This window comes from Mycolicibacterium iranicum (genome assembly GCF_014190915.1).
GTDB lineage: Bacteria > Actinomycetota > Actinomycetes > Mycobacteriales > Mycobacteriaceae > Mycobacterium > Mycobacterium iranicum_B.
This window is the reverse complement of record NZ_JACHVU010000004.1, coordinates 511,332-536,537: the sequence shown is the minus strand read 5'-3', so window position 1 is coordinate 536,537 and position 25,206 is coordinate 511,332. Positions and strand designations below refer to the sequence as shown.

The following is a 25,206-nucleotide window of genomic DNA, read 5'->3' as shown; positions in this document are numbered from 1 at the left end:
GGAAATCAAGGTCAAAGACTCTGAAAACTCGTGATGGCGAAACAAGCTGAGAAGCTCTCAGGACTCGCTTAGAAATGGGCTCGTTATCAGGTCGTTACCTTGCCACGCCGACTGAAAAATGGCCCGTGAACTGCGGCGGCAAATCACCGCGGCGAAGCCACGCAATTCGTGATCGAAACCCGCTCGTAGAGAATTCTTAGCTTTGTGCTGAAAGTGAGGGACAGATCACAGGACGACACTCCAGCAAATTGCCGAGAGATCCGGAATTCGTCGCTTGACGCGGCCGCTTCGCGTCAGAGGTCGCTCCGCACCGCTCGCGGGCAGTTCGCTGGAAAGGAGCCGTCAGGCCGGTTTTGCGCCGCGCACGGACGGGATCTCCTGCAGCGGTATCAGGCCCTCGGGATCGCAGAGCTTGATCACGCGAGACACCGCAGGGCTCGGAACCACACACCAGGTGACGTCCTCGCGTGCGAGGTGGGCGCTGATGGCATACAGCGCAGACGCCCCGTCGAACGCCAGGAAATTGACCTCGGTGAGGTCGAGGACCAGGGCGGGCGCCCCGTCCGCGGCTTCGCGCACCGTATGGGCGAAGTGTTTGGCGTTGGCCGCGTCCACTTCACCGCACACCGAGACCGTGACCTGCCTGTCGGCGCCACGGCCCTCAGTGCGGCACGCAACGGTCAGCGAGGTCGACGCGATGGAGAAGTGTCGACAATCAGCTGACCTGCTGCGGATGGAGGTGAGTGCCATTACCTGACAACTTACCTGCGCACGTGCTAGGCCTGCTCTGCTTTCTGCCTCTGCTCGCTGGCCTTGGCCGCAGCGCGCGCGCTCTCGGCCTCGGCTTCCTTCTTCGCGGCCTCACGCTGAGCGTCGGCCTTGTCCTGCTGCGCCTCGCCCTCGCGCTGGAGATCATCGCGGCCTGCGACCACACCGATGACCTCTTTGGCCTTGCCTTTGACGCCTTCGACGGCGCCCTTGACGGCTTCCTGCGGACCCGAGTTGTTCTCACCCATGAGACGCTTCCTTTCTTCGGCCGGTCACGGCGAAGCGTCTGTTCCCTGCTAGCCAAAAAGCGAAACCTTGCGGGTCACACCGCCGAGGACGCGGCTACGCGGCGAAGTTCTGCAGGGCGACGTCCAATGTCGAGAAGAGCTGCACGTAGTCGGTGACGCCGGTGATCTTCAACGGGCGGCTGGTCGCCGGGCCGTCCGCGACCACCGCGAAGCGGGTGCCACCGTCGAGATGCTTCTGCGTGGCCATCAGGACCTGCATGCCGGCCGAGCCGAGGAAATCCACCTCGGTCAGATCGACGACGAGGCCGGCCGGATGCCGGTCCACCGCCGCAGAGATGGCTTCCTGCAGCTGCGGCGCCGTCAGCATGTCGATGGCACCGACCGCTGCGACGACGACGACACCATCGACCTGGTGTTCGGTGAATTGCTGCACGTGCGAAGCCTCGTCTCCTGTGTGCGTCCGGCAAGCGGGGTCGCCGGATCATCATGGAGGCTGCAGTCTGAACCCGGTGTCGACCATGCGACAACCGGATACAGGTTATCGAAGTCCCCCGGCTGCGGTGAATCAGACCGCCGCCGGGGAGGCCGCCGGCAGGTCCGGCAACGCGCGCCCGGTGCCGCGGTAGCGCGGTTCGCGACCCCGACGTGCGGCGACGATAATCCGGCGCACCGGCCGCGCAAATCCCCGGTTCCGCGGCCGCCCGGGGCTACCATCCGCACAGACATCCCACAGGAGGCTCCATGCGCGTCCCCACCGCCGGTCGGCTCCTCGCGACCGGGTGCGCCGCGGTCGCGCTCGTCGCCGCGGCGCCGCTCGCCCACGCCACCGACGCCGACGCGGCGTTCCTGGCTGTCGTGGCCGAGCTCGGGCTCGATTTCCAAACCCCCGACGAGGCCATCGAGGCGGGGAACAACGTGTGCGACGTGGTGAGCGAGGGCAGCGCCAACCACGTCGACCCCGCCCGGATCCGCAACGACATCGTCACCTCGTTGCTCGACGAGGGTGTGAACGGCGAGCAGGCGACGCGCCTCATGGTGGGCGCCGTGAACGCCTACTGCCCGGTGTACAACGCCGTGGTCGCCGGCTGACCGCTGCCCAATTGCGCTTCTCGGCCCACCGGTCCCGAGAATCTCGCATTTCTCCACCATTTCTCCACGCAAGCTCCAAGCGCGGGATTAGCTGATTCGTGACGATGGTTTCACTCACTCAGTAGCGGTCACCACGGCCGCAGGCGATCCAGGAGAGACACCATGAAGAAGTTCCTCGCCGCGAGCATCCTGCCCCTCGGTGCGCTGCTGGCCTTCGCGGCCCCGGCCCAGGCGCAGGCGGAGTCCGCGTCGGCCACGATCAACCGTTTGCAGGCACAGGGATTCGACGTGCGGATCAGCCGCGTGGGCAACGCGCCGCTGAGCGAATGCACTGTGGCCGGCGTCCGCAACCTGCCGGGTGCGCCGCTGCCGTTCACCCTCAACGACGACGACGACTTCAATGTCTTCACCGTCGTGCCCAAGCAGAAAGTGGCTGTGTCCCTTAACTGCTCGAACTGAGACGAGCCGGACGGCCGCCCCGACGGGCGGCCGTCTAGGTTTAGGTCCCATGCCCGCAGCGCCACCGCCGTCCTTCCCCAGGGGCATGGCACTGCTGGTGGCGGGGGCGCTGTTCATGGAAATCCTGGACGCCACGATCATCGCACCGGCCATCCCGGCCATCGCCGCCGATCTCGGGGTCTCGGCCGTCGACGTCAACGTCGCCATCTCGGCCTATCTGCTCACCGTCGCGGTGCTCATCCCCGCCAGTGGCTGGATCGCGGACAGAGTCGGCATCCGCAGGGTCTTCATCGCGGCGATCGCGGTGTTCACCGTGGCCTCGGTGGGATGCGCGGTGAGCACCTCACTTCCCATGCTGGTGGCGATGCGCGTGCTGCAGGGGATCGGCGGCGCGATGATGGTTCCCGTCGGCAGACTCGCCGTTCTGCGGTACAGCGCGAAAGCCGATCTGGTGCGGGCGATCGCGTTGCTCACGTGGCCGGCGCTGACCGCGCCCGTGGTCGCTCCCGCCCTGGGCGGTGCCGCCGCCACACTGGGTTCCTGGCGGTGGATCTTCTTCGTCAACATCCCCATCGGGATTCTCGGAATACTGTTCGCCGCCAGGCTGATTCGCGGCGGCCCGGCACCTGCGGTGGCGCCGTTCGACTGGCGCGGGCTGCTGCTGCTGGGTTCGGGGATCACGGCCGCGCTCGTCGCGCTCGAGCACATCCGGGTCAGCGGCACCGACTGGCTGAGGGTCGGCCTCGGCGTCGGCGCAGCGATCGGCCTGCTGGCGGCGGCGATCTGGCACCTGCGCCGGACGCCGACGCCGCTGATGCGGTTGGCGGTGCTGCGGGTGCGCACCCTGCGCATCACGGTCTCCGGCGGATCGCTGTACCGCCTCGTCATCACCGCCGTGCCCTTCCTGCTGCCACTGCTGTTCCAGCTCGAGTTCGGGTGGTCGGCCTTCACCGCGGGCCTGATGGTGTCCGCGCTGTTCCTCGGCAACCTGACCATCAAGCCGGTCACGACCCCGCTGATGCGCCGGTTCGGCATCAAGCGTGTGCTGGCGGTCAACTCGGCGCTGTCGGTCGCCTGGTTCGCTGTCCTGGCGGCGCTGCAGCCCGAGACGCCCGTCGCGGCGATCGCGGCAATCCTCTATGTGAGCGGCGCACTGCGCTCGATCGGCTTCACCGCGTACAACAGCCTGGCGTTCGCCGACGTCGACGGCGACGATCTCACCCACGCCAACACCCTCAACGCCACCGTCCAGGAACTCGGCGCGGGCCTCGGCATCGCGGTCGCCGCGCTACTTCTGACGGTGTCGACGTCCTACGCGTGGACGTTCCTCGCCCTCGGTGCGCTCCTGGCGCTCACGTTGATCGAGACGCTCCGACTGCCCGGAGACGCAGGTGCTCACGTCAGTGGCGCGCGTTGACGCAATAGTGTCCGGCGCCAACTGATTTCATGTCGCCACCGGCGGAACAGCCGGCATTCACCCTGGGGCATCACGCCGTTCGGCCCGCGTTCTGCTGCCCCCGACCGCAGGACCGCGCGAGAAACCGTCCGCGACCCCGCGCACTTCGTTCGCGCGCGCCTCCCGCGGAAGTCTCGACCATCACTTTAGCCTTGGAGGCCGTGACCACACTGTACGAACCGTCGCTGGCGGAACTGGATTTCGAGCCCGAGATCCAGTGCACCTGCCGCAAGTTCTGCGGTCCGCTCGCCCATCCCGCCCAGTGGTGGGTCACGCTGTCGTGCGGATGCCCGTACCCGATGTGCCAGCGCGCGTTGCGCATTGCGAACGTCCGCCTCAAGGTGCGGCCGCTGACGTGCCGGCACTGCGAAACCGACCAGATCGCGATCAGGTCCGTCGTCGCGATCTGAGGCAGACTGCGGCCGTCAGCTCCCCCGTGCCGGGGAACTCTCGTCCACCGGCTCCGCCTCAGCCCCCGAACCCGCAGTGTCAGCCGAACCCGGCGCCTCAGCCGGACCTTCCGCCGGCGCGCCCGGGCGCAGGACCGCAGGTCGCCGGTGTTCGGGCAGGGCCCGCAGGATGCCGCCGAGCAGCAGCACGATGGCCAGGGACAGCGCGCCGATGACGACGACCGGCAGCGACGAGAACACATTCTCCAGCAGCATGTAGGCCCCGAAGAGCAGGAACAGCGCGGCGGCGGTGATCTGGATGAAGCGCTCGGGAAGGTGCTTGCCGGCCACGGCGCCGACGATGATGGCGAGTCCGTCGGCGGCCACCATGCCCAGCGTCGATCCGATCCACACGCCGAGCCAGTCGCGATCGGCTGCCAGCGTGACGGTGGCGAGCATGGTCTTGTCGCCCAGTTCGGCCAGGATGAACGCCGAGGTGACCACGAAAAAGGCTGGAGCCGTGGCCTTCTCTGCGCGCGACGCCTCTTCGGCGGACAGGCTGTCGCCGCGCAGGGTCCACAACCCGAAGAAGACGAACATCGCCCCCGCGATCAGACCGAGAAGGTGGGTCGGCAACGCCGCGCCGAGGTAGTGACCGATGGCGACCGACAGGACGTGGACGGCGGTCGTGGCGACGGTGATCGCGCTCAGCACCACCCACCAGCGGTACCGCAGCGCGAACATCATCGCGACGAGCTGGGTCTTGTCCCCCAGCTCCGCCACGAAGATGACGGCGAAGCTCAACAGCAAGGCGGCGAGCACCAGCACTCCTCGTGTCTGTGACTGCCGTTCGGAGATTGCGGACGCACCTCCGGCCGGCAGCCCGAATGGTCTGTACGGCCGAAGGTCTCGCCCACCGGTCCGTGACCGGTTCGGGCAACCGGGCCGCGCGGATTGCGCCGTAGCGGCCAGTATGTCGATTGCCGATTGGGGGCTACTCCCCTTCGTTGCCCCCACCGTACACACCACGGCTCGACGCTGGCAACTCAGCGACAACGAAATCCCGTCTCTGACAATAAGTTTGGCTAGTCAACCAGGAAAGTTCGGGAACCCAAACCCTGTGCCGGTCGCCCCGACGTCCGCCGTGATGAGTTCCCGGTGCAGGATCGGTCATACCTGTCGGACAGACTGACGCGGCAGCCCGCCGCGACCGGAGGAGACCATCGTGCCCGCACAAGATCGCTACGTCGTCACGCGCACCATCGCCGCACCCCCGTCGGACGTCTTCGCCGTCCTCGCCGACCCCGGCCGGCATCAGGAGACCGAGCCGACGGACTGGGTGCGCGACGCCGTCACCACCGAGAAACTCACCGCGGCCGGACAGGTCTTCGCGGTGAACATGTACCTCGAACGGATCGGCGGCCCCTACGTGATGCACAACCTGGTCACCGTGTTCGAGCAGGACCGCGCGATCGCGTGGCTGCCGGGCCGTCTCGATGACGCCGGCAGCCATGACGCGATGGGTTGGTCATGGCGCTACGACCTGACGCCGACCGACGGCGGAACCGACGTGACGCTGACCTACGACTGGAGCGCGACACCCCAGCAGACGCGCGATCAGCTCGGCGGGCTGCCACCGTTCGGCGAGGATTTCATCGCGAAGTCGCTGGCGTCGCTGGCCCGCGCCGCCGGGGACGACGCGTCCGCCTGACCCCGGGCAGCCGCGTCAGACGGACACACCGGCAAAGTACACCAGCGCGCCGACCGCGAGCAGCAGGTAAACCGCGGGAAACGCGATGTTGTGCAGCACCCGCGTTCGGAGGTGCACGGCGACGGCCCCGGTGAAGAAGGCGACCAGCCCTGCGGCGGCGGCCACACCCAGCCAGGGGGTGAGGACGAAGCCGAGCAGCAGGCCGACACCCCCGGCCAGCTTCAGGGCCGCCAGGTACGGGATCCACCGCGGTGCGACCCCGACCTCGGCCGAGTTCGCCAGGACGAACTGCGCCCTCGCCAGATCGGCGGCTGCGACCGCGAGGTTGGCTGCCGCGCACAGCACCGTCGTCGCGGCCAGGACCGCCGCCAGAGGGCCCGTCATCGCCGGCGCCCCGTGGGTATGCTCCGCATGTCGCCTCCTCGGCCGTCAGGGGTTCGTTTCCTTCTCACCCCTCTGACGTTTCGCAGGCCCGAAAGGTGACAGCGCCATGACGCCCGAGTCCTTCCTGGAGAACCGCCCGCGGCTGCTCTCGATCGCCCACCGCATCCTCGGAACGGTGCAGGACGCCGAGGACGCCGTCCAGACCGCATGGCTGCGCGTGCAGGCGCGGTCGGTGGCCGACGTCGACGATCCGGCGGCCTGGCTGACGACCGTCGTGACGCGCGTGTGCGTGGACCAGATCCGGGAGCGCCGACGCCGGGAGGCGCCCGGACCGGCCGGACGCGTGGCGGAGGTCGAGACCGTCGACGCCGCCGCCGACGAGGCGTTCCTGCGCCGCGAGGACGTGTCGCGCGCACTGATGGTGCTGCTGACGACGTTGACGCCGCCGCAGCGGGTGGCCTACGTCCTGCACGACCTGTTCGCGGTCCCGTTCGGCGAGATCGCCGAGGTCCTGGACACCACCGTCGACGGCGCGAAGAAACACGCGAGCCGGGCCCGCCGCCGGCTCCAGCCGGCCACCCCACCCGCCGCGCCGCCGCGCGATGCCCGCCACGAGGAGGTCGTGACGGCCTTTCTCGGCGCGGCCGCCGACGGGAACACCACCGCGCTGCTGTCGCTGCTGGCACCCGACTGCGTGCGGACGGCGGACGCGTCGCTGCTGCCCGCGGGCGCCGCCGCCACGGTGTCCGGCGCCTCCGCCGTCGCCGAGGAGACGCGTCACTTCGTCGCACGGATCCGCACCGCGACGCCGATGCAGGTGAACGGGCGGGCCGCCTACGTCCTCGCGCCGGGCGGCCGGCCGTGGGCAGTCCTCGACATCGACACCCGCGGCGGGGTCGTCACGAGGATCACCGTCAGCGCGGTGTCCGCCGACGACCGCTACGAGACGCCTGCCGGTCAGGGATTCGGGAAGTGGGACTTGTAGACCTGTCCGTGGACACCGACGGTCCGGTCCACCACCTGCGACACCGAGAAGTCGGCGGCGGCCGACAGGTACGCGTAGGCCGTGGCACGGTCCATTCCCCGGTCGCTTTCCAGGAAGTCGAGCGCGTTGACCACCGCGCGTCTCATCGCGACGTCCAGGTCACTGCCCTGGCCGCCGACCGAACCGTCCGGATCCGACAGCCCGATGGGCACCCACGCGTCGGCGGTCTCGGCGAAGGGGTAGCGGTAGGCCACCGAGGGTGCATCACCGGAACCCGGCGTGCACACCGTGAGGCGATAGGTGCCGCGCAGCGACCCTTCCATCGCCGTCAGGGCGACCTCACCGTCGCCCATCGCCATGTGCGGGTCCCCGACGTAGAACAACGCTCCCTCGGCGAACACCGGGAGGTAGAAGGTGGCTCCCTCGGCGAGCAACCGGATGTCGATGTTGCCCCCGCCCACCGTCGGCGGAATCGAATTGGCCGTGGCGGCGGTGAGGTCGGTGTCCTGTGAGTAGGCGACGCCCATCATGCCCATGAACGGACGCAGCGGAAACCGTACCGACGCGTCGCCGAGTGGCATGACACCGTGGCCGTCCTGCACCGCCGTGAACGTCGAGACATTGCCATAGCGAACAGGATCGGCGCCCGCGCGCCCGTCGGTGCCGACGGGCGGCATCACCTCAGCCAGCGTGATACCCGCCGGGGCCCCGCCGTCGGCGGTGCGGGCCAGCGCGCCCTTTCCGTGGCGGCTCGACACGACACCGTACGGAACACGCGGAATCGCCTGCAGGATATCGATTTTGAGGACATCGCCGGGCTGCGCCCCTTCGACGAACACCGGCCCGGTCACCACGTGGGGTCCGTCCTTGTCGAAATTCCTCGGGGTCCTGGTGTAGTCGGCCGCGATCGCGATCGCATCCTCCAGCACCTCGGCTTCCGCGACACCCTGCGCGCCGAAGTATCCGACGGGGTCGCGGCCCTGGTCTTCGAGAATGCCCTCGTGGCTCACGGCGTCGATGGTCACGGTCTGACCGGACGGCATGCGCAGAGACGGCGTCGCATGCACGGTCGGGACGTAGCCCCACAGCACGTCGTCGGGGGTCGACTCGAGGTAGTGGTCGCCGCTCGGCTCACCCTGACCGGGCTGCAGGACGGAGAAACCCGCCCCCGCCGACGACTGCGAGGGCGGCGGTCCGGACGCGCCCGACGAGCAGGCGGCGGCGGTGCCGACCACACCCGTCCCGGCGCCGACCGCGGCCACCGCCCGCAGGAAATCCCTTCTGCCGAGCCCCATGAGCAGGGTGTGCGCTGCGTGGCGGGCGGGGTCGGTCATGGCGGGCACCTTTCGACGGGGACGGATACCGCGAGGAATTCCCGCCCGGCGTTGCCGACCCGAAACGGCCACGCTAAATCGCCGTTTCCGGATGCTCACCGACCTGACGGCCCGAATTGGCCGTTCCCGCATTGCAGCTCACCTCGGGTGCGATAGTCAAAGAGCGCCGTCTTCCCACCTCAGCCCTGAGAGGACCGTCATGCCCGACACCGGCCGGCAGCCGTCCCCCCGTCCGTTTCTGCTGACGTCTCGGATCTTCGCCCTGCTCACCGTCGCTGTCGTCGTCGTACTCTTCGGCACCGCGGGGGCCCTCGTCCAGGCCGGCGACTTGGAGAACGTCCACGGAACCGCAGCGATCGTGCTGCACGTCGCCACGGGCGGGCTGATGGTCGCGCTGGCCGGGCTGGCCTACACCCGCCGACGCGGGTGGTGGTCTGCGGTCCTGGCGTTCGTCGTCTTCGCGTTCACCTTCATCCAGGCCAGCCTCGGCGAGGGGGCGACGCTCAACCTGCATGTTCCGGGATCGCTGGTCATCGTCGCCGCGACGATCTGGCTCACCGCGTGGCTGTTCTCGTCGGGTGCGACAGCAGACCGGGCCGCACCGATGTCGGGCTAGTCGGAATCCTTGACCAGCACTGCGCGGGTGTAGAGAAGGTGAAAGCCGTACCGCTGCACGTTCTTCTGCGACGTCGAACCCGGTGCGGTCGTGACGACGGCGATGTCGCACCCCGCCTCTGCCGCCTCGGTGAGGCGCGCCGTCAGCAGCGCGGTCTGTACGCCCCGGCGCCGGAAGGCCGGAATCGTGGCCGCGCCGGTCAACTGAGCGACACCGTGGGTCGTCCGCATGCTCCCCCCGCCGGCGACGGTCTCCCCGCACAGCGCGAGATAGGCCACCGCTCCGGCCTTTTCGAAGTCCCGCACCGCGGTGTCGACGACCTCACGGGGAAAATCCTCGTGGCTCGCCACACCCACACCGTCGGGATGGGCGAAGCCGTCGACGACGGCAGCGGCCCACGCGTCGAGTTCTGCGGGGCCGCACCGCCGGACCGTCACGCCGTCAGCGGCCGCGCGGTGGGCCGGCAGCGGGTGTCCGAGCACGTTCTCGAAACCGAGCAGCCGGTAGCCCCGCGCCGTCAGGACGTGGGCCACCTCGGGATCGGCGAGGTTGGACAGCTCCACCTGTACGGGTACGTCCAGACCGGCGAAGGTGCGTTCCACCTCGTCCAGGGCGGCCGCGTCGGGTGTCCCGCCGAAACCCAGGCCGACGACCTTGTTCATCGGCGAACCGGGCGCCGCGGCGCAGGCGAAACCCCCGGCCAGGGGCAGCGCCACACCCCACGCGCCGCGACTGCGTGCCGCCTCGGTCGCGGCGACGATCAGGTCGGCTTCGGCCGCCTCGATGCGCGCTGCCAGTTCGGTGCCACAGAACACGGGGAGATTCGTCACCGGAGCATTGTGTTTCACACCGGGCCGATTGGAGAACCCATTTTCCGGACCACCCACCCGATGCTTGGAGGCTCACCCGTGGATCAGAACGACACCCCGCCGGCCACCCCGAAGGACGCCACGGAGCCCACGGAGGAGCAGCGCGACATGCAGGACAAGCTGGACCACCAGGACGACGACCCGAATGCGCCCGCCCGCTCGCAGACCTACCGGCAGATCCCCGACGAGAACTGACCGCCTCGGCCGCATATCACGACTTCTGCAGAGCGGTCGCTCCCGACGAGCTTTCGCAGCCCTCGCGCAGAACTCGACGACGCGTTCACACCCGCAGCGCGGTGAACGGCTCGAAAGGCAGTATCCGCAGGACGAACCAGACGATGACGACGACGAGGGCCAGCGGCGCCGCCCAACGGTGGTGCTGCCACGACGCCATCGGGCGGCCGGTCACCCTGCTGAAGGTCCAGACGCCGAACGCGACGGTCAGCAGAGCCAGTGCCGCCAGCGCGACGGCGTTGAAGCGGAGCGCGGCCGTGATGTCGCCGTGGAGCAGCGAGTAGATCATCCGCAGCGTGCCGCAGCCCGGACAGTCAACGCCCAAAAGCAATTTCGTCGGGCACGTGGGCAGGAATCCGCCCGGTGTCGTCGGATCGGCGAGCCATACGACAGCACACACACCCGCCGCCGCGGCGCCCACAGCCAGTGGGCCGCCGAGGCGGGCGGGTGCGGAGTGCCCGGACGGCAACGCGATCAGTAGGACGAGGTGTCGAAGTCCATGCTGACGGCGCCCAACGCGATGAGGATGCCGTAGAGAACCGCCAGGACGACCCCGGCCACAGCGCTCCAGATCGCCCACTTCTTGGCCGCCGCGGCAGACGCCTGCGCCTCGGCGTAGCGACCCTGGTTCCACAGACCGTTCACCTGCGCGGCCTTGACGATCGACACGACACCGAATGGCAGACAACAGAAGATCGTCGTCAGGATGCCCAGCACGAGGTTGGAATTCGGGGCAGCGCCGTAGGGCTGCTGCATGGGCGGCATGCCACCTCCGTCGGGGGGCGGCGGCGGGGGGTAGTTGCCAGGCGGCGGTTGCGTCATGTCGACTCCTCAAGGCCAAGTGGTAACTCAAAAATGCGAGCCCAGGGTAACCGACAAGATCAGTCGAGAAGTGGCAAATCGACACTGTTCTCCAGGTCGTCGATCCCCATTACTCTGCTGTCGAACTTCGGCGGTGCCCACCAGCGTCGATCAGTGCCGACGGGCTCGGTCGAAGCCGACGCCGGTCGCCGGTGCAGCCGGTGCCGCGGTGAACCAGCAACGAACTCAGCGACCCTCGCGATCGGTGTCGCCGGTGCCGTCCGGCTCGACGGGCATGCGGTTGCGCAGGCTGTCGTAGATCGGCGTGGACCGCAGGACGGTCGCGGTGACGATCGCCGCCACCGTGGCCGTGATCATCGGCAGCGCAACCGATGTCGTCGCCGTCATCTCCATGACGATGGCGATGCCGGTCAGTGGGGCGCGCACCGTCGAGGCGAAGAACGCCGTCATGCCGACCAGCGCCAACGGGATCGCCAACGACGAGGTGTTGTCCGGCCACAGGGCGCCGAAGCACGTCGAGAACACGATCCCCCACAGCGCGCCGAGGGCGAGCAGCGGCGCGAACAGCCCACCGGGCACCGCGGCGGAATAGCTCAGCGGTCCCGTGATGAACCGTGCCGCAAGCAATCCCACTGCGATCGCGAGCACGAAGTGCTCCCCGCTGAGAATCATCTGGGTCAGCGCATCGCCGTCGCCGACCGTCAACGGCGCCAGCCACAACGCTGCCCCCACCACGGCCCCGATGACGGTCGCCTTCACCGGCGTCGGGAGCTTCGGGACCGCGGCGACGTGGTCGGCCAGCCAGAGCACCACCACGTTGTAGGCGCACCCCAGGACACCGGTCAGCACCCCGAAGACGGCGAACAGTGGCAGCCACGCCAGCGCGGGTCCGACGACGGGTTCCACGTCGAAATCGGGGTGGTTGCCGAGTATCCCGCGAGCGCACAGGACTGCTGTCACCGCGGCGATCGCCGTGGCCATCACGGTCCGGAGACGCAGCGACTTCGTCACCTCTTCGACGGTGAAGAGCACCCCTGCGATCGGCGCGTTGAACGCGACGGCCAGGCCTGCACCGCCCAGGGCCGCCTGGATCAGCCGGCGGTCCCCGGTGTTCAGGCCCGTGCGCCGGGCCGCCTCGGCACCGACCGCGGCCCCCATGTGCACCGTCGGCCCCTCCCGGCCGAGAACCATTCCCGAACCGATCGCCAGGACACCTCCGACGAACCTGGCCGGCAGCACCTGCAGGCGTGGCGGCCGGGCCTGCCCGAGGAACACGGCCTCCACGTGGGGGATGCCGCTGCCCACCGCCTGCGGTTCCCATCGCACCAGCAGTCCGGCGGCGGTCGCGCAGAGAGCCACCGCGGCAATGGGTATCAGCCAGCCAGGCCCCGGCAGCCGTTCGGCCCAGTCGACGAGCTCACCGCGCAGCCCTTCGGCGGCCTGCAGGCACCAGCGGAACGCGGCACCCAGGACGCCGATGACCGCCCCGGCCAGCATTGCCGTCGTCAGGAGCACCACGGTGGCGCGCGGCGACGCTCCGTCGTTCTGAGGGCGCAGAGGCACCGTCGTCGTTCTCCTTCACCACGGGACGGGCGGGCCTACAGTGTCGCCCATGAGCCACGCGCGCGTTCCCCGTCGAGGTGGCCGTCCATGACCGGCGCCGCGGATTATCCGCAGATGGCGGCGGCGCGCGGACGCGTCGAACCCGCCCCGCGGCGCGTGCGTGGGTTTCTCGGCGACCAGCTGGTCTTCGACACGACGTCGGCGCGCTATGTCTGGGAGGTTCCGTACTACCCGCAGTACTACGTTCCGCTCGCCGACGTGGCGCCCGGCGTGCTCCGCGACGACGGCCGCCCCCAGCGGGTGCAGTTCGGGCCGTCGCGGAAGTTCTCGGTGGTCGTCGACGGGGCCACGGCGCCCTCGGCCGCGCGTGTCTTCGACGCCGGCGACGGCGCGGTGGCGGGACTGGTGAAGTTCGACTGGAATGCGCTGTCGTGGTTCGAGGAGGACGAGCCCATCTACGGTCATCCGCGCAACCCGTATGCCCGGGTCGACGCGCTGCGCTCGCACCGCCACGTCACCGTCACCCTCGACGGCGCGACGCTCGCCGACACCCACAGTCCGGTCCTTCTCTTCGAAACCGGTTTGCCGACAAGGTATTACATCGACCGCACCGATATCGCCTCAGGGCTCCTGGAACCCAGCGACACGCAGACCCTCTGCCCGTACAAGGGCGTCACCTCGGCGTACTGGTCGGTGCGGGCGGGCGGCACGCTCCATGCCGACCTCGCGTGGACCTACCAGACGCCGCTGCCGGCGGTTGCGGCCATCGCGAACCTCGTGGCGTTCTACAACGAGAAGGTCGACATCACCGTCGACGGGATCGAGCTGGCCCGGCCCCGCACCCACCTGGGCTAGCCGCGGTCGGTGATGTCGGCGTATTCGGGGTGCTTGTCGATGAATTCGGCGACCATCCAGCAGGTCGGGACGATCCGCAGCCCTTCTGCCCGGGTCTCGCGCAGCGCCTCGGCGACGAGAATCGTTGCCAGACCGCGTCCCTGGAACTGGCGCTGCACCTCGGTGTGCGGGAAGACGCGTTTCCCGTCGCGATCGTAAAAGTCCGCGAGACCCACGGAGCGGCCCTCCACGGCGATGACGAACCGGCCGGGTTCTCGGGTGACGGTCGTTGCCGCGCCGGTGCGGTCGGGAGGTGTCTCGGAGCTCATCAGTCCACGATAATTCGCGCGTCAACGGCCCCTGGCCGCGTCGCCACGCAACGTCATGACGGTGCTGGTCACCGACGCGGCCACCTTCCCGTCGGCACGCACCACGTCGCAGCTGTAGTGCGTGATCGTCCGGCCGCTGTGTACGGCGTGCGCCGTAGCGGTCAGCGTGTCGGCCCAGACCGGGCGCAGGAAGGCCGCACGGATGTCGATGCTGGTGAACGACTCCCCGTCCTGCATCAGCGTGGAGTGGGCGGTGCCGATCGCGGCGTCGGCGAGTTCGACCAGGAACCCGCCGTGCACGGTGCCCTGCTGGTTGCCGTGCCGGTCGGGGTCGACATCGACTGCCACCGAAGCGGTTCCGGCGTCGACCGCGACGATCCGGAAACCCAGCGATTGGGAGATCGCCGTCGGATAGCGCAAATGGACGCGCGGGACCGGAGGTGGGGCGCCCGTGAGTCGGTGTTTCAGGAAGTCCAGGACCGGCAGCGCCGTGGCGGGCTCGCTCATGGTCGCACCGTAGAGAAGCTGGCATAGTGCAATCAAGGAATTGTCCTACAGACAAGTGAGGTGGCGGTGCGCATCCCCCGCTACAGCGAGGTCGCCGACGACATCGCCGGCCGCATCCGCGCGGGGGTGCTGCCTGCGGGGACACGTCTGCCCACGCACCGAGCCCTGGCCACGGAGCACGGCATCGCGGTCGCCACCGCGACGAAGGTGTACCGCGCGCTCACCGAGGCCGGCATGGTCGTCGGAGAGGCCGGCCGTGGAACCTACGTCCGTGACGTCAGCGGCTACGCCGGACTCGAGATGCGTCGGCACACACCGGTCGAGCGCGTCGCCGACCTGTCGTTCAATCAGCCGCTGTCGCCGGACCAGGGCGACCAGCTCCGGCGCACACTGCGCGAGCTGGCCGCCGAGGGCGATCTGTCCGCACTGCTCATGCAGGAGCCGCCGGGCGGGCGGACCCGCGGCCAGGCCGCCGTCGCGACATACCTTCTCGGACACGGAATCGACGTGGCGCCCGACAACGTGGTGCTGACCGCCGGTGGCCAACAGGGGCTGGACACCGTCCTCGGTGCGGTCGCGGCGCCCGGGGCCGTGGTGGCGGTGGACGCTGTCACCTATCCGGGGGTCAAACTCGTGGCCGCCCAGCGCCGGCTCGAGCTGGCGGCCGTCCCCTCCGACACCGCGGGAATGGCCCTCGACCATCTCGAACGCCTCTGCGCCCGACGACCCGTGTCGGTGCTGTATTGCACTCCGACACTGCACAACCCGTTGGGTTTCGTCCTCGGCGACGAGGACCGCCGGCGGCTCGCCGCCCTGGCCCGCCGGCACGACGTCCTGATCGTCGAGGATGCGGTGTACGCCTTCCTGGAACCCGGGCACACCCCGCTACAGGCCCTTGCGCCCGAGCGGACGTTCTACGTCGGATCGGTCTCCAAGAGCATGGCCCCGGGCATCCGGTTCGGCTATGTGGTCGCACCGACGAGGTTGCGGGACACATTGATCCGGTCCCTGCGTGCGTCGAGCTGGGGTACCTCGACCCTCGCCGTCGCGCTGGCCACCAGGTGGCTGACCGACGGTACCGCCGAACGACTCGAGAGTTCCCGGCGGGAGGATGCCGGGGAACGGCAGCGACTCGCCACGACCGAACTGGCCGGTCTGCAGTACCACGCGCACCCCGCGTCCTACCTCGGCTGGCTGACGCTCCCCGACGAGGCACGCCACGATGTCATCGCCCGGGATCTCGCCGAGGCCGGGATCCTGGTGACGACGGCTGATGCGTTCGCCACGACGAAGCGCATTCCGAACGCGCTACGACTCGCACTCGCGACACCCGAGCGTGCCGACCTCATCCTCGCGCTGCGTGAAATCGCTTCGCGCATACGACAACACATGCCGGCCGCTAGACCGTCTTGACGAAGAAGACCCGGTGGAATCCTTCATCGACGCGGCGGTCGACCTCCGTGTACCCGAGGTGTGGGTAGAGCTCGAGATTCTCTGTCATCGCGGCGTTGGTGTAGAGGCGCACCTGCCGGAGCCCGCAGTCGCGAGCCCGCTGCTCGGCGTGGGCCAGCAGCACCTTGCCGTAGCCGCGACCCTGGTGACCGGCGGCGACGGCCACGCTGTCGACGAAGACATGGTCCGCCTCGACCACGCAGACCAGCACCCCCACCCTCTCCCCGTTCACGGTCAGGATGTGGACGTCGCGGGTCTCGTGCACGAGGCGGCGGTAGTCGACACCCATGGGCGCCGGCGCGCGACCGATGCGCGCGATGTACGGCGCGTAGGCTTCGGCGACGATGCGCTCGATGTCGGCGACATCGGCGTCGGTCGCGACGCGGATGGAATTCATGAGAAGACAGCGGCTTTGGTCAGGGCTTCTTCCGGAGGACGGTCGCCTCCAACAGTCGCTGCAGGCCTCGGGTGGCCGACTTGCCGGCCGCGGTGGCTGCACGTTCGACGGCACTGGGCGGCGACGGCGGGCGTGCGCTGACCTCGTCACCCACCTGTACCGTCCCCGGTGTCGCGACGTCGGCGTAGATGCCGAGGAAGCGATCGGTCCGCTCGGCCAGCCGGCGGGTCAGCGAGGTGTCGAGGTCGATCTCCGGTTGCGGCCGGGTCGGCACCACGCACCTGATCGTCGGATTCGTCACCGCCAGCACGACGGAGCCCAGGCGCACCTGGCCCCCGACCCAGGCCGACTCCGGAAAGTCCTCGGCGGCCGGGATGTCGACCAGCACGTTGGGCCGGAAGCGCCGCACGTCGTAGGGCGAGCCGTCGACGGACAGGTTGCGCAGACTCGCGGTGCTGAGCACGTGCACGGGGCTGAGGTCGACGAACGTACCGGGCGGCGTCGAATAGCGTGCGAGAGTGACCATTTGACGCGTCGAGAAGACCGAGGTGTCGGGCAGGTCCTCGCCGTCTGCGAGGCCGAAATCGCTGCGCACCTGGCCGGCGGAGAAGTTCGCCAGCGACGTCTGCAGCGACATGCGGTGCGCGCTGGTGTCCTTCGGCGTCGGCAGGGCCACCAGCCGGACCTCGCGGCCCACCAGCTCGCCGAGTGCGGTGCCCGCGGCAGGGTCCTCGCCGTCGAACTCCCGGCCGTCGGGCAGGGTGATGACGACTGCCGGGACGTTGCCGGGTCCGGCGTCCTCCCCCGGTTCGGCCGCATAGCGGGCCGAGCACTGCAGCAGGACGGGAATCCTCCGGGCGGACGCCGTGACGCCCTTCTCCACGTCACGCACTGCCCACAGGCGGTCGGCGTGCGCGCCGCGCCGGTCGATGCGCAGCCGGTCGACGCGCGTACCCCCCATCGACTTCACCGGAAAACGCCAGAGCTCCACGACGGTCATCGGACTTCAGCCTCCGCTCGACGGCGTTCCGGTCCCGTGTTCGGGTCCCGAGGCCATTGGACCACCACCTCGGTGGGGAACGCCATCAATCCGACAGCACAGCGGCGACCGCGGCGCCCAGCCGTCGGCCCGACAGCCACGCCGATTCGACGCGCGGCGAGCCTGTCGGGCACCACGCGTCGCCGCACAGCCCGAGGGGACGCCCGTCGGTGAGCAGCCCGAACTCGGCGTCACCGTGCGTGCCCGCGGGCTTGGCGAACGTCCAGCGGTGCGCGTGCGTCCACGACGGTGCGGTGGCGACGTCGAGCAGCCGGCCCAGCGCCGCGATCACGGGCGCCACCGCGTCGCCGGGCTGGTCGAGGTGTTGTTGCGCGCGCGATGCGGTGGTGTGGGCGACGAGGACGGGTGCAGCGTCGCCGCGCCGGGCGCCGTCGTCGGCGACGAAGGACAGGTCGTCGTCGTCGTTGACGAACGCGGCGTCGCCGACGGTCCAGCACCGGTCGGCCCAGCCCGCCGCGACGGCGATCACCGGTTCGTAGTCCACCCAGTCGCAGGCATCGGGCGCGAGACGGGCGGCCTGCGGATCGGGCATGGCCAGGACGACGGCGTCGTGGGTGAGGTGGTCGAGCGAGCCGACCTGCGCCTCGAAGCGGACATCGTCGGGCAGGAGCTCACGTACCAGGGAGCGCAGGCCGTCGGGCGCCGCGAAGCGGACGGGCCCCGCCGTGGTGTCGCGTCCGTTGGGTGACAGCACGTCGAAGGTGTCGGTCCACGGCCGGGCCAGGCCGCGGCGGGTCCAGTCATCGACCACGGCGGCGAATTCCGGGTCTTTGACGGTGAAGTACGCGGCACCCATGTCGACGCGACGGCCGTGCAGGGTCGGCGACGCCATCCGGCCGCCGGGTCCGCGCCCCCTCTCCAGGATGTCGACGCTGACGCCGCGTTCGCGCAGCGCCTGCGCGCACGCCGCGCCCGACAACCCGGCACCGACGACGGCGACGCGTGAGGAGGGCATGGCAGCGAGGGTAGCCGCGGTTCGCGGCGGCGCCCGCGTCAGCTCATCCGGTCGTCGACAGGCTCACCGCGGTGGCCCGTCGCGACACCAGGGAGGTGACGGACAGTGGCCGGAACTCGACACTCGTCGGCGCAGCCGCGGTGCCGATGACGACACCGGTAGCCGGCCCCTTCGGGGTCGAAACGGAGACAGGCGCCCCCGGGTCGGCGTAGATGCCGGCGCACTCACCGGTCTCGCACCGGCCCGTCGACGGATCGATCCGGCCCGCGAAGATGTCGTTGATCCAGCCGGCGATGAGGGTCTGCGCAGCGGACTTGTTCTGCTCGGTCGGAAACCCCTGGTAGAGGTACGAAACGAACTGGATGAGCCAGCTTCCGCCCTGCATGGAATCGAGGTGTTCGCCGTTGTCGAGCACCACTCCGTTGAAGTGCCCGGGCCGGTGTGCGTTGAGGGCGGCGTCGACGCGGCGGGTCTCGCCGTCTCGCGGGGCGCCCAGCTCGAGCACCGGGATGTAGCCACCGAGCCCGTCGAGTTTGTCGAGGGCCTCGGGGAGCACGTTTCCGGGCGGGGCCCCGTCGAGCAGGATGATCCCGGCCAGCCGGTTCGTGGCGCCGCTGGCGGTGACCGCGTCGGCGTAGTACCCCGCCGCGCCGGCGGCCACGCCGGCCCCGAGCGAATGCCCGACGAGCGTGAAGCTCTCCGGCAGTGTGGCGTCGGCGCCGTACTTCCGGGCGAAGCCGGCGGCCACTGCGCTGGCGGTCAGCGCGTCCCGGTCGCCGAGGAGCAGGTCGGCGGTGGCGCGGTACACCTGGTCGTCACCGAGCCAGAAGCCGTCCTTCACATAGCGATTCGACGACAGCGTGGGGGCGACGACGATGCTGTTGGTGCGCTCGGCCAGCCAGGCGGCGGTGTAGCTGTACATCGGGCCGATGCCGAGATAGCCGTGCTGAAGGTAGATGAGCCGCTGCGGCGGTTCTGCGCCGTCCGGGTAGTACCAGTCCGCGCGGATGCTGCGACCCTCGGTGATCTCCAGCCGTGAGCTGCGCACGGTGACGTTGCTGTCCCGCGGCACCACGGGCGGTCCGGACACGAATCGCACTGCCGCCCCGATGATCTCCATCATCAGCGATTGGAAGACCTCCTGCAGCGATCGCGGCGCGGGTGCCGCGAGCGTCCCCGGGGCGTCAAGCGTTGCCGAAACCCGCTGTCCGGCAACACTTCTGTGCGCCCCGCCGTGCAATGACGCTGGGGCGGCGACGGCCGGCGCGTCGACGGCACCCGCGGGCTGCGGCGCGTCGGCGGTGGCGGGCGCTTCTGACGGTTCGGTGTCGCCGCCGGCGGCAGGATCGTCCGCGACGCTCCCGTCGCTCGATGCGTCCTCGCCGGTCTCCGCCGCGGCCTCGGCGTCCGTGCCCGGAAGCTCGGAGTCGGGGCCGTTGTTCTTGGAGGGGCCGGACGTCTCTGCGACCTCGTGCTCCTCGGCGCCGTCGACGTCGGTCTCGCCGGTGTCGGTCTCGTCGACGTCGTCGGCGTCCTCGTCGCCAACCCCGGCCTCGACGTCGGCGTCGGCGTCGGCGTCGGCGTCAGCGTCGGCGTCGGCGTCGGTCTCGGCGTCGGCCGCGTCGGTGGCGTCGGCGCTGCCCGACGGGTCCGCGGTGTCGGTGTCAGCGGTGCCGCCGGTCGCACTGGCACTCGCGCCCGTCGTGTCGGACCCGGTATCAGCACTCGCGGTGTCGGCTCCGACGATCAACGCCGCAGAGACACCCGCGGCGACCATGCTTGCACCCATCCACGCCGACAGTTGCGCCATCAGTCTCCCAACCTCGTGTTGACGGCCGGATCACGCCGGCCGCGGCTCACGGTAGAACACGATCAGGCCGGTCTAGACACTTTTGACGAAGTGGTCATTTTTGCGAGGGGAGCATCGGTGGCACCGATTTCTACCAGCGGTAGTCGAGGAACTTTCCGTCGAAGGTGACGACCACGCGATCGCCGTCGGGATCCGCGCGCCGCTTGATGTCGACCTTGAAGTTGATCGCGCTCATGATGCCGTCGCCGAACTCCTCGTGGATCAACTCCTTCAGCGCCGGGCCGTACACGGCCAGCGCCTCGTGGAACCGGTAGATCGTCGGATCGGACGTCAGTGACGGTTCGATGCCCCGAGAGGGTTGCTGCTGCAGGCTCTCCGCGACCGACGAGTCGAGATCGAGCAGGGCGCACACCCGGTCGGCCTGACCGGCCGGCACCGGATGCTGGCCGAGCAACGCAGCCACGCACCACACCACGGGTGCATCGATCTCGTCGGCGATCGCCGACCACGTCAGCTTCTTGCGGATCCGCGCGGACCTGATCAGTTCGGCGGCATCGCTTTTCGCCATGATCGGTGTCATCGAACGCTGCCGTTCGTCGCTCCGACGAGGCCGCGGTCGTCGGACGGGCCTTCGACGAAGCGCGAAGCACCGGTGCGGGCGTGGGTCGCGAACAGGGTGAGTCCGACGAAGGCAAGCCCGCCGACGAGGTTGCCGATCACGGTCGGGATCTCGTTCCAGAACAGGTAATCGGCGATGGAGAAGTCGCCGCCGAGCATCAATCCGGAGGGGAACAGGAACATGTTGACGATCGAGTGCTCGAATCCCATGTAGAAGAACAGCATGATCGGCATCCACATCGCGATCACCTTGCCGGACACGCTCGTCGACATCATCGCGGCGACCACGCCGGTGGAGACCATCCAGTTGCACAGCACGCCGCGGATGAACAACGTCAGCATGCCCGCCGCACCGTGTTCGGCGTACCCGACCGTGCGGCTGTGCCCGATTTCGCCCAACCGCTGTCCGACCTCGTTGGGATCGACGCTGAAGCCGTAGGTGAAGACCACCGCCATCATCAGCGCGACCAGGATGGCGCCCGCGAAGTTCCCGACGAAGACCAGGCCCCAGTTACGCATCAGCGACTTGAGGGTGACTCCCCGGCGCTTGTCGAGCAGTGCCAGCGGCACCAACGTGAACACGCCGGTCAGCAGGTCGAACCCCAGCAGGTAGAGCAGGCAGAACCCGACCGGGAACAGCACCGCACCCAGCAGGGCGTTCCCGGTCTGCACCGTGATCGTCACCGCGAACGCAGCGGCCAGCGCCAGGATCGCGCCGGCCATGAAGGCGCGGATCAGGGTGTCGCGGGTGGACATGAGGGCTTTCGCTTCGCCGGCATCGATCATCTTGCCGACGAAGTCGCGCGGAGTGACGTAGGACATGGGAACCTTCCGGATTGAGCAACTCCCGGCAGATTTCCTGGTGCGTATTGCCGATCGGCAACGAGGTCGATGCGCCTGTGTTGCCACCCGCTCACAGCCGTCGCGGCGGCGTGTGAGGACAGGTCAGCTCGAGCTGTCGACCTCCATCTCGGAGAGAACCCGGCGCAGCAGCTTGCCCGTGGCGTTGCGCGGGAGTTCGTCGACGAACACCACGTCCCGGGGGACCTTGTGGCGGGCCAGGTTCTCTTTGACGTGGAGCTTGATCTCGGCGGGGTCCTTGGCCGCACCCGGCTCGGCGACGATGAACGCGCGCAGGCGTTTCCCGAATTCGACGTCGTCCACGCCCACCACGGCGACCTCGGCGACGTCCGGTCGCGCCTCGAGCAGGTTCTCGACCTCCTGGGGGAAGACGTTCTCGCCGCCCGAGACGATCATGTCGTCGTCGCGGCCGTCGACGAACAGCAGCCCGTCGTCGTTGAAGTGGCCCATGTCCCCGCTCGACATGTAGCCGTCGATGATCTGCTTGTGGCGGCCGTCGGTGTATCCGGAGAACGGCGCTCCGTTGCGGACGAAGATCCGCCCGCGCCGGTTGTGGCCCTCGATGCGCTGATCGTGTTCGTCGTAGAGGACGACCTCGCAGGTGATCGGCGAGCGGCCCGCGGTGCCGGGCGCGGCGCGCAACTCGGCCGGGGTCGCCACGCTGGCGATCGCACACTCGGTGGACCCGTACATGTTGTAGAGGACGTCGCCGAACGTGTCCTGCACCCGATTCGACAGTTCCGGGCTCAGCGCCGATCCGGCGATCAGGATCACCTTCAGCGACGAGGTGTCGTACTTGCCGATGATCTCTGGGCCCAGCTCGACCATGCGGTGCAGCATCGTCGGGACGGCGACCAGCATGTCGGCCTTGTGCGTCGCGATGAGCTCGAGCGTCGCCTCGGCCTTGAACCGACGGGCGGTCACCACCTTGTTGCCGAACGCCGCGCCCACGGTATAGGTGGCCCAGCCCGTGCTGTGGAAGATTGGTGACACGATCACCATGGTTCCCTTGTGCGGGAACGGAATTCGGTCGACGATCTGGGCCGTGGCCAACGGTGACACGCTATCGCGGGGCGCCCCCTTGGGCAGGCCGGTGGTGCCGCTGGTCAAGATGACCGACCCGCCGGCCTTGTCCGGCGGCGGCAGCGGTTCCGTGGAACTGGTCGCGACGATGTCGTCGAGCGTCGGCACCCCCTGCGGCACGTCGGTGCCGTCGTCGACCCAGGTCAGCACCCGCGGCATGTCGGTGGGCAGCGCGTCGAGCAAGCCGAGGAACTCACTGTCGTGCAGGACCACCGCGACGTTCTCGCGCTGACAGACTTCGGCGAACTGCGGCTTGGCGAAGCCGGTGTTCATCAACACCATCCGGGCGCCGAGCTTCCCGCAGGCGGCCATCGTGATGACCAGGCCGCGATGGTCGCGGCACAGCACCCCGACGACCGAGCCCGCGGCGACACCCAGTCTGCGCAATCCGTGCGCCAATGCCCAGGACTGATCGTCGACCTGCCGGTAGGTCAGGGTGCCGCGCTCGTCGACGATCGCGGGCAACTCGGCGTACTTGCGTCCGCCCTGGATCGTCATGGTGGCCTGCGGACCGTAGACGCGGGACATCTTCGCCGTCTGCACCGATGACTTCAGATCGGAGAAATCGATGATGCCGGTGTCCACCAGGCGCTTCACCGCCCGCCCCGACTCGGACACCTGCTGCAGCTTCTGCCGCACATTGCCCAGCACGTCATTCATCCGGAGGCCTCCTCGCCGTGTCGTCTGCTTGCAAACTAGCAAGCGTCGACAGCTGTCAACTCACTGGTCGACATCGCGCGTTGTCAGTCTGTTGCGATGCTGTCGACGCTCGGGGACGCCAGTCGTCGCCGCTCCGGCCGGTCCGAGCAGCCGGCGGCCTGGGCCGTCACGCGGCTCGATTGTCCGGGGGTGCGGGTCCGCCGGGCTGATGCGGATCGCCGTCCGAGTGGGGAACCGCCGTTTCGTTTCGGTCGACCCGATCGGGCCCTGAGTCGTCCGTGGACACGTCAATACCGTTGTCGCGCAGAGCTTCCGTCTCGCTCTCAGATGGCTGCAGCAGCCGTTCGGGCCGGTGATAGTTGTTGACCCGGGCTTGGCCGGTGTCCAGTTGCGGAGGCGGAATCCATTCGACCTCGCAGCGGTCGTTCATCCGGGTGCTCCACCCGCCCTGCCCGACGCTGCGGTTGTCGGGTCCGCACGCCAGGCCCAGTTCGTCGATGTTGGTGTTGCCGCCGTCGGCCCAATCTGCGGTGACGTGATGCACCTGAGAACCGTAGGCGCCGACGGTGCAGCACGGCTTGGTACATCCACCGTCACGGGCGATCGCCATGATCCGCTGCGCCGGGGACGCAGTCCGCCTGGCGCGGAACAGGTTCAGCGCCGACCCGGTGGCGCGGTCGAACACCGCCAGATAGTGGTTGGCGTGACCGGCCGCACGGATCACGTCGGCGATCGGCATCACGGTTCCTCCCCCGGTGACGCCGACTCCGGCCCGAGACTCGAGGTCCTGCAGCGTGGTGCGGATGATGATGGACACCGGCAGGCCATTGAGTTGCCCGAGTTCACCACTCATCAAGGCGATGCGCCCGGCGGCGACCATGGCGTCGTGTTGACGCTGGGCGAGGCTGCGTCCGTCGTTGTCGATCTGGGCCTGTGACGGAGTCCCCGACGTGCACGGTTCGGTGTCGTCGGGATTGCACATGCCGGGCGCGGCGTACCTCGCGAAGATCGCTTCCCACACCGCCCACGCCTCGGGCGTCAGCGTGGCCCTGAGGTCGATCATGCCGTCGTCGCGCTGCCTGCTCTTCGACACCGCCCGCTTGCGGGCGCGATCGGCGTCGTCGGGTTCAGGTCCGTCCTGGTCGAGCAGGAACAGGATCCGATCGGCGCAGTCTTCGAGTTCCTTGGGGCCGTTACCGACTGCGGTACGGACCAATTGCACCTCGAACTGCTCTTGGGTGACCGGGTCGACGAACCCCGGCAACCGGTCGACGGCCTTGCGGATGACCTCGACATGCTCGCCGTTGATCAGCCCGAGCCCTTGAGCGGCTGCCGTGGCGGGCAGCGCCGGAGGCAGCGAAGGTCCGGTCAGCCCCTGCCGCGGCGCGAGGAGTGCGGCCTCCGTGAGCCGCCGGTGGGCCTCGCCGGTGGATATCCGCCACCGCACCGACAGCACTTCTTTGAACGACTTGGCGCCCATCTCCTGCGGCGTGGCCTCGGCCTGGAGCCGGGCCAACATGCGGTGACCGACCGAAGGCAGCCGGCACGACAGGGTTTCGAGTTCATCGAGGGCCTCGACGAGATCGGCGCGGGTCAGCAGGTCCACCTCGCAGCCGGCCAAGTCGTCGATGGCAGCACGCAGCGCGGCAACCGCTGCCTGCAGTCCACCCGTCGTCGACATACTTCGAACATACATTCGACCACCGACAACTG

General features: G+C 69.1%; 30 protein-coding genes. 10 read left to right on the top strand and 20 right to left on the bottom strand.

All coding sequences use genetic code 11. The annotated features are described in order from the left end of the window. Positions 1–342: 342 nt before the first annotated feature. The 3 genes from FHR72_RS12965 to FHR72_RS12955 all read right to left on the bottom strand — a co-directional run bounded on the left by FHR72_RS12965 (position 343) and on the right by FHR72_RS12955 (position 1,449). On the bottom strand, positions 343–750 hold the full coding sequence (locus FHR72_RS12965; protein ID WP_183468406.1) for an STAS domain-containing protein: 408 nt from the start codon (positions 748–750) through the stop codon (positions 343–345). 26 nt (positions 751–776) lie between these two features. Continuing rightward, positions 777–1,016: a microaggregate-binding protein 1 gene (mbp1, locus tag FHR72_RS12960; RefSeq protein ID WP_183468404.1), complete on the bottom strand. Its 240-nt coding sequence runs from the start codon at positions 1,014–1,016 to the stop codon at positions 777–779. A 94-nt stretch (positions 1,017–1,110) separates the two neighbouring features. Continuing rightward, positions 1,111–1,449 (bottom strand): STAS domain-containing protein, encoded by a 339-nt coding sequence (locus FHR72_RS12955; protein WP_183468402.1) that lies wholly within the window; start codon positions 1,447–1,449, stop codon positions 1,111–1,113. A gap of 308 nt (positions 1,450–1,757) precedes the next feature. Between FHR72_RS12955 and FHR72_RS12950 the strand changes: the two genes are divergently transcribed. The 4 genes from FHR72_RS12950 (at position 1,758) to FHR72_RS12935 (ending at position 4,430) form a co-directional block, all read left to right on the top strand. Next, positions 1,758–2,105, top strand: a complete 348-nt coding sequence (locus FHR72_RS12950; RefSeq protein ID WP_183468400.1) for a DUF732 domain-containing protein — start codon at positions 1,758–1,760, stop codon at positions 2,103–2,105. Positions 2,106–2,267: 162 nt separating this feature from the next. Further along, on the top strand, positions 2,268–2,564 hold the full coding sequence (locus FHR72_RS12945; protein ID WP_183468398.1) for a hypothetical protein: 297 nt from the start codon (positions 2,268–2,270) through the stop codon (positions 2,562–2,564). An 85-nt stretch (positions 2,565–2,649) separates the two neighbouring features. Next, positions 2,650–3,981 carry an MFS transporter gene (locus FHR72_RS12940; RefSeq protein WP_183468503.1) on the top strand — a complete coding sequence of 444 codons (1,332 nt, stop codon included), beginning with the start codon at positions 2,650–2,652 and terminating at the stop codon, positions 3,979–3,981. A gap of 200 nt (positions 3,982–4,181) precedes the next feature. Continuing rightward, entirely contained in the window at positions 4,182–4,430 is a 249-nt protein-coding gene (locus FHR72_RS12935) for a hypothetical protein (protein ID WP_311736131.1), read from the top strand. A gap of 15 nt (positions 4,431–4,445) precedes the next feature. Here FHR72_RS12935 and FHR72_RS12930 read toward each other — a convergent pair whose 3' ends face one another. Further along, complete coding sequence (locus FHR72_RS12930; protein WP_183468396.1) at positions 4,446–5,231, bottom strand: TMEM165/GDT1 family protein; 786 nt, start codon at positions 5,229–5,231, stop codon at positions 4,446–4,448. A 403-nt stretch (positions 5,232–5,634) separates the two neighbouring features. On the opposite strand from FHR72_RS12930, the gene FHR72_RS12925 reads away from it, so the two are divergent. Continuing rightward, positions 5,635–6,120, top strand: a complete 486-nt coding sequence (locus FHR72_RS12925) for an SRPBCC family protein (RefSeq protein ID WP_396888438.1) — start codon at positions 5,635–5,637, stop codon at positions 6,118–6,120. Positions 6,121–6,135: 15 nt separating this feature from the next. On the opposite strand, the gene FHR72_RS12920 is transcribed toward FHR72_RS12925, so the two are convergent. Continuing rightward, positions 6,136–6,492 carry a DoxX family protein gene (locus tag FHR72_RS12920; protein WP_221193517.1) on the bottom strand — a complete coding sequence of 119 codons (357 nt, stop codon included), beginning with the start codon at positions 6,490–6,492 and terminating at the stop codon, positions 6,136–6,138. Positions 6,493–6,610: 118 nt separating this feature from the next. Here FHR72_RS12920 and FHR72_RS12915 point away from each other — a divergent pair, with 118 nt between their 5' ends. Then, positions 6,611–7,489, top strand: coding sequence for a sigma-70 family RNA polymerase sigma factor (locus FHR72_RS12915; protein WP_183468392.1), 879 nt, complete (start codon positions 6,611–6,613; stop codon positions 7,487–7,489). On the opposite strand, the gene FHR72_RS12910 is transcribed toward FHR72_RS12915, so the two are convergent. Beyond that, a complete protein-coding gene (locus FHR72_RS12910) occupies positions 7,462–8,823 on the bottom strand; it encodes an acetamidase/formamidase family protein (protein WP_183468390.1) in 1,362 nt (453 codons plus the stop codon). The two genes, FHR72_RS12915 and FHR72_RS12910, sit on opposite strands and share 28 nt — an antisense overlap. A gap of 199 nt (positions 8,824–9,022) precedes the next feature. Between FHR72_RS12910 and FHR72_RS12905 the strand changes: the two genes are divergently transcribed. After that, the gene (locus FHR72_RS12905) at positions 9,023–9,439 is read left to right on the top strand and encodes a hypothetical protein (RefSeq protein WP_183468388.1); all 417 of its coding nucleotides are present in this window, start codon (positions 9,023–9,025) and stop codon (positions 9,437–9,439) included. Here FHR72_RS12905 and FHR72_RS12900 read toward each other — a convergent pair. Next, entirely contained in the window at positions 9,436–10,269 is an 834-nt protein-coding gene (locus tag FHR72_RS12900; protein ID WP_311736130.1) for a GNAT family N-acetyltransferase, read from the bottom strand. The two genes, FHR72_RS12905 and FHR72_RS12900, sit on opposite strands and share 4 nt — an antisense overlap. Before the next feature lie 78 nt (positions 10,270–10,347). Here FHR72_RS12900 and FHR72_RS12895 point away from each other — a divergent pair, with 78 nt between their 5' ends. Continuing rightward, a complete protein-coding gene (locus FHR72_RS12895) occupies positions 10,348–10,503 on the top strand; it encodes a hypothetical protein (RefSeq protein ID WP_183468386.1) in 156 nt (51 codons plus the stop codon). A gap of 85 nt (positions 10,504–10,588) precedes the next feature. Here the strand turns inward: FHR72_RS12895 and FHR72_RS12890 are convergent, their stop codons facing one another. From FHR72_RS12890 to FHR72_RS12880, 3 genes are all read right to left on the bottom strand, one after another. Next, entirely contained in the window at positions 10,589–11,011 is a 423-nt protein-coding gene (locus FHR72_RS12890) for a DUF2752 domain-containing protein (protein ID WP_221193412.1), read from the bottom strand. Between the two features lie 5 nt (positions 11,012–11,016). Further along, entirely contained in the window at positions 11,017–11,364 is a 348-nt protein-coding gene (locus FHR72_RS12885; RefSeq protein WP_183468384.1) for a CD225/dispanin family protein, read from the bottom strand. A 225-nt stretch (positions 11,365–11,589) separates the two neighbouring features. Further along, a complete protein-coding gene (locus tag FHR72_RS12880) occupies positions 11,590–12,927 on the bottom strand; it encodes a H(+)/Cl(-) exchange transporter ClcA (protein WP_396888437.1) in 1,338 nt (445 codons plus the stop codon). Between the two features lie 87 nt (positions 12,928–13,014). Here FHR72_RS12880 and FHR72_RS12875 point away from each other — a divergent pair, with 87 nt between their 5' ends. Then, positions 13,015–13,782, top strand: coding sequence for a DUF427 domain-containing protein (locus tag FHR72_RS12875; RefSeq protein WP_183468382.1), 768 nt, complete (start codon positions 13,015–13,017; stop codon positions 13,780–13,782). Here FHR72_RS12875 and FHR72_RS12870 read toward each other — a convergent pair. Then, positions 13,779–14,090 (bottom strand): GNAT family N-acetyltransferase, encoded by a 312-nt coding sequence (locus tag FHR72_RS12870; protein ID WP_183468380.1) that lies wholly within the window; start codon positions 14,088–14,090, stop codon positions 13,779–13,781. The genes FHR72_RS12875 and FHR72_RS12870 overlap by 4 nt on opposite strands. Positions 14,091–14,111: 21 nt before the next feature. Beyond that, positions 14,112–14,510, bottom strand: a complete 399-nt coding sequence (locus FHR72_RS12865; protein ID WP_183468491.1) for a PaaI family thioesterase — start codon at positions 14,508–14,510, stop codon at positions 14,112–14,114. A 153-nt stretch (positions 14,511–14,663) separates the two neighbouring features. On the opposite strand from FHR72_RS12865, the gene FHR72_RS12860 reads away from it, so the two are divergent. Beyond that, positions 14,664–16,010 (top strand): aminotransferase-like domain-containing protein, encoded by a 1,347-nt coding sequence (locus FHR72_RS12860; protein ID WP_183468378.1) that lies wholly within the window; start codon positions 14,664–14,666, stop codon positions 16,008–16,010. Here FHR72_RS12860 and FHR72_RS12855 read toward each other — a convergent pair. The 8 genes from FHR72_RS12855 to FHR72_RS12820 all read right to left on the bottom strand — a co-directional run bounded on the left by FHR72_RS12855 (position 15,997) and on the right by FHR72_RS12820 (position 25,189). After that, complete coding sequence (locus FHR72_RS12855) at positions 15,997–16,446, bottom strand: GNAT family N-acetyltransferase (RefSeq protein ID WP_183468376.1); 450 nt, start codon at positions 16,444–16,446, stop codon at positions 15,997–15,999. The two genes, FHR72_RS12860 and FHR72_RS12855, sit on opposite strands and share 14 nt — an antisense overlap. A 19-nt stretch (positions 16,447–16,465) precedes the next feature. Continuing rightward, entirely contained in the window at positions 16,466–17,446 is a 981-nt protein-coding gene (locus tag FHR72_RS12850; protein ID WP_183468374.1) for an MOSC domain-containing protein, read from the bottom strand. 85 nt (positions 17,447–17,531) lie between these two features. Beyond that, positions 17,532–18,461, bottom strand: a complete 930-nt coding sequence (locus FHR72_RS12845; protein WP_183468372.1) for an NAD(P)/FAD-dependent oxidoreductase — start codon at positions 18,459–18,461, stop codon at positions 17,532–17,534. A 43-nt stretch (positions 18,462–18,504) separates the two neighbouring features. Further along, entirely contained in the window at positions 18,505–20,271 is a 1,767-nt protein-coding gene (locus FHR72_RS12840) for a hypothetical protein (protein ID WP_183468369.1), read from the bottom strand. A gap of 130 nt (positions 20,272–20,401) precedes the next feature. Further along, complete coding sequence (gene cynS, locus FHR72_RS12835) at positions 20,402–20,851, bottom strand: cyanase (protein WP_183468367.1); 450 nt, start codon at positions 20,849–20,851, stop codon at positions 20,402–20,404. Next, positions 20,848–21,711, bottom strand: a complete 864-nt coding sequence (locus FHR72_RS12830; RefSeq protein ID WP_183468365.1) for a formate/nitrite transporter family protein — start codon at positions 21,709–21,711, stop codon at positions 20,848–20,850. Before FHR72_RS12830 ends, cynS begins: the two co-directional genes overlap by 4 nt. Before the next feature lie 123 nt (positions 21,712–21,834). Next, entirely contained in the window at positions 21,835–23,493 is a 1,659-nt protein-coding gene (locus tag FHR72_RS12825; protein WP_183468363.1) for an acyl-CoA synthetase, read from the bottom strand. A 166-nt stretch (positions 23,494–23,659) separates the two neighbouring features. Continuing rightward, complete coding sequence (locus FHR72_RS12820) at positions 23,660–25,189, bottom strand: HNH endonuclease signature motif containing protein (protein WP_183468361.1); 1,530 nt, start codon at positions 25,187–25,189, stop codon at positions 23,660–23,662. Positions 25,190–25,206: the final 17 nt, after the last annotated feature.